The sequence below is a fragment of the uncultured Aquincola sp. genome (assembly GCF_964001545.1).
Lineage (GTDB): Bacteria > Pseudomonadota > Gammaproteobacteria > Burkholderiales > Burkholderiaceae_C > Aquincola.
This window is the reverse complement of sequence record NZ_CAXFDV010000159.1, coordinates 1-3,327: the sequence shown is the minus strand read 5'-3', so window position 1 is coordinate 3,327 and position 3,327 is coordinate 1. Positions and strand designations below refer to the sequence as shown.

General features: G+C 70.5%; 4 protein-coding genes and 1 pseudogene. 3 read left to right on the top strand and 2 right to left on the bottom strand.

The window, feature by feature from the left end; translation table 11 throughout:
* From ABNT58_RS05230 to ABNT58_RS05220, 3 genes and pseudogenes are all read left to right on the top strand, one after another.
* A pseudogene (locus tag ABNT58_RS05230) lies at window positions 1-168 on the top strand (5-dehydro-4-deoxyglucarate dehydratase); the annotation flags it as partial.
* A 13-nt stretch (window positions 169-181) separates the two neighbouring features.
* Window positions 182-1,621, top strand: a complete 1,440-nt coding sequence (locus ABNT58_RS05225) for an aldehyde dehydrogenase family protein (RefSeq protein WP_348752447.1) — start codon at window positions 182-184, stop codon at window positions 1,619-1,621.
* 137 nt (window positions 1,622-1,758) lie between these two features.
* Window positions 1,759-2,703: a 2-hydroxyacid dehydrogenase gene (locus ABNT58_RS05220; protein ID WP_348752446.1), complete on the top strand. Its 945-nt coding sequence runs from the start codon at window positions 1,759-1,761 to the stop codon at window positions 2,701-2,703.
* A 29-nt stretch (window positions 2,704-2,732) separates the two neighbouring features.
* Here ABNT58_RS05220 and ABNT58_RS05215 read toward each other — a convergent pair whose 3' ends face one another.
* Both ABNT58_RS05215 and ABNT58_RS05210 read right to left on the bottom strand, forming a co-directional pair.
* Window positions 2,733-2,891: a hypothetical protein gene (locus ABNT58_RS05215; protein ID WP_348752445.1), complete on the bottom strand. Its 159-nt coding sequence runs from the start codon at window positions 2,889-2,891 to the stop codon at window positions 2,733-2,735.
* Between the two features lie 136 nt (window positions 2,892-3,027).
* On the bottom strand, window positions 3,028-3,327 hold a 300-nt coding region (locus ABNT58_RS05210; RefSeq protein WP_348752444.1), incomplete at its 5' end, for a TRAP transporter large permease subunit.

The window sequence follows — 3,327 nt, the reverse complement described above, 5'->3', positions numbered from 1 at the left end:
TACCTGGCCATCCGCAACCGCGGCGAAGGTTATGCGGTGAGCATCGTCAAGGCCGGTGCCACCATCGTGGGCCACGGCGCCGGCCCGGTGCGCCCGCCGCTGTCGGACCTGAAGCCCGCCGAGTTCGAGGAGCTGAAGGCGCTGATCGCCACCCTCGGCCCGCAATAAGCAGGACCCGTCCATGCACAAGAACCTGATCGGCGGCGAATGGGTGGCGGGCGCGCGCACCAGCCGCAACATCAACCCGTCGGACACCCGCGACCTGATCGGCGAATACGCCCAGGCCGATGCCGCCCAGGCCCGCCAGGCGATTGCCGCCGCCCATGCGGCCGCGCCGGCCTGGGGCCTGTCCACGCCGCAGCAGCGCTTCGACGTGCTGGACGCGGCCGGCAGCGAGATCCTGGCCCGCAAGGCCGAGCTGGGCGACCTGCTGGCCCGCGAAGAAGGCAAGACCCTGCCCGAAGCCATCGGCGAAGTGGCGCGTGCCGGCGCCATCTTCAAGTTCTTCGCCGGTGAGGCGCTGCGCCCTGGCGGCGAGCTGATGCCCTCGGTGCGCCCCGGCGTGGGCGTGGAAATCACGCGTGAGCCGGTGGGTGTGGTGGGCCTGATCACGCCCTGGAACTTCCCCATCGCCATCCCGGCCTGGAAGATCGCGCCGGCGCTGGCCCATGGCAATGCGGTGGTGTTCAAGCCGGCCGACCTGGTGCCGGGCTCGGCCTGGGCGCTGGCCGACATCCTGTCGCGCAGCGGCCTGCCGGCCGGCGTGTTCAACCTGGTGATGGGCCGCGGCTCGGAAGTGGGCGCGGTGCTGCTGGAAGACCCGCGCGTGACCGCCATCAGCTTCACCGGCTCGGTGGCCACCGGCCAGCGCGTGGCCCAGGCCTGCGTGGCGCGCATGGCCAAGTTCCAGCTGGAGATGGGCGGCAAGAACCCCTTCGTGGTGCTGGACGATGCCGACCTGGACGTGGCGGTGAACGCGGCCGTCAACAGCGGCTTCTTCTCGACCGGCCAGCGCTGCACGGCTTCCAGCCGGGTCATCGTCACCGAAGGCATCCACGACCGCTTCGTGGCCGCGGTGGCCGAGCGCATCAAGACGTTGAAGGTGGACGATGCCCGCAAGCCGGGCACCGACATCGGCCCGGTGGTGGACGAGAAGCAGCTGGCGCAGGACCTGGAATACATCGGTATCGGCCAGCAGGAAGGTGCGCGGCTGGTGGCCGGCGGCCAGGCCATCGCCACCAATGCCGACGGCGCGCCGGGCTTCTACCTGCAGCCGGCGCTGTTCGCCGACACCACGCCCGGCATGCGCATCAACACCGAAGAGATCTTCGGCCCGGTGGTGAGCGTGCTGCGCGCGAAGAACTACGAAGAAGCGCTGGCCTTGGCCAACGACACGCCCTTCGGCCTGGCCTCGGGCATCGCCACCACCAGCCTGAAGCACGCCACCCACTTCAAGCGGCATGCGCAGGCCGGCATGGTGATGGTGAACCTGCCCACCGCGGGTGTGGACTACCACGTGCCGTTCGGCGGCCGCAAGGGCAGCAGCTACGGCCCGCGCGAGCAGGGCCGCTACGCGGCCGAGTTCTTCACCACCGTCAAGACCGCCTACACGCAGGCGTGATGCGCACAAAGGCGCGCCCGGCGGCATCATGCCGGGCGGCCTGCCGGCGTTGACCCGCCTTCGCCCATTCCGTTTCTTTGGCAGCCCCGGCCGCACCAGCGCCCGGGGCTGCGTGCTTTTATCGTCAAGGAGTTTCGATGAGCCAACGACCCCGCATCCTGCAGATGGGCCCGCTGATGCCGGCCCTGGAGGCCCGCCTGGCCGCTGACTACGAGCTGCAGCGGCTGGACACCCAGCCCGACGCTGAAGCCTGGCTGGCCGAGCACGGCGCCGGCATCGTGGGCATGGCCACCTCGGCCGTGTTCGGCTGCAGCGCGGCGCAGATCGCGGCGCTGCCCGACCTGAAGGTGGTCTCCAGCTTCGGCGTGGGCCTGGACCGCATCGACCTGCCCGCCGCCGCCGCGCGTGGCATCGCCGTGGGCTACACGCCCGACGTGCTCAACGACTGCGTCGCAGACCTGGCGATGGCCTTGATGCTGGACGTCGCCCGCGGCGTGAGCGCGGCCGACCGCTTCGTGCGCCGTGGCGAATGGCTGGCGCGCCGCTTTGGCGTAGGCCGCCGCGTCAGCGGGCAGAAGCTGGGCATCGTGGGCCTGGGCCGCATCGGCCGCACCATCGCCCAGCGCGCCACCGGCTTCGACATGCCCACCCGCTACCACAGCCGAAACCCGGTGCCGGGGGTGCCCTGGGCGCATGAGCCGCAGCTGCTGGCGCTGGCGCGCTGGGCCGACTTCCTGGTGGTGATCACCGCGGGCGGTGCCGGCACCCGCCACCTGGTCAATGCCGAGGTGCTGGACGCATTGGGCCCGCGTGGCTTCCTGGTCAACGTGTCGCGCGGCAGCGTGATCGACGAGGCCGCGCTGGTGAAGGCGCTGCAGCAGGGCCGCATCGCCGGTGCCGGCCTCGATGTGTTCGACCGCGAGCCGCACGTGCCCGGCGAGCTGATGCAGCTGGACAACGTGGTGCTGCTGCCCCACATCGCCAGCGGCACCGAAGAAACCCGCCAGGCGATGGCCGACCTGACCTTCGACAACCTGCAGGCCTTCTTCACGGAAGGCCGGGTGCGCGCCTCGGCGCTGTAGCCCGCCGCGGTGCGCCGGGCTGGCCGCGGCTACACCACCGCCGCCACGCCCGCTCCCACGCCCAGCAGCCCGGCCACGCCGCTCAACAGCGCGACGTCGCGGCGGTCGTTGCCGATGCGCCAGGCCTGCCAGGCGGCAAACAACAGCGAGGCCATCAGGGCCAGCAGAACGAGGGTGAGCGGTTCCATGGAATCTCTGTGAAGTGACGCCAGCATGGAGCGCTGCCGCGGCTGGAAAGTTCCGGGGCGCCGTGCCCAACAAAAAAGCCCCGAGGCTCACGCCCCGGGGCTTTGCGGTTCTAGCGGTCCGTTGCCTGCAGCCCGCTCACCGGAACAAGTTGGGCAACCACAGCGAGAAGGCCGGCACGTAGGTCACCAGCATCAGGCACACCGTGAGGGCGCCGTAGAAGGGCAGGATGGATCGCATCACCTGCCCCACGGAGACCCCGCCGATGGCACAGCCCACGAACTGCGTGGTGCCCACCGGCGGCGTGTTCAGGCCCAGCGCGCAGTTGATCAGCATCATGATGCCGAACTGCACCGGGTCCATGCCGAAGTGCTGGGCGATGGGCAGGAAGATCGGCGTGCAGATCAGGATCGTGGCCGCCATGTCGAGGAAGGTGCC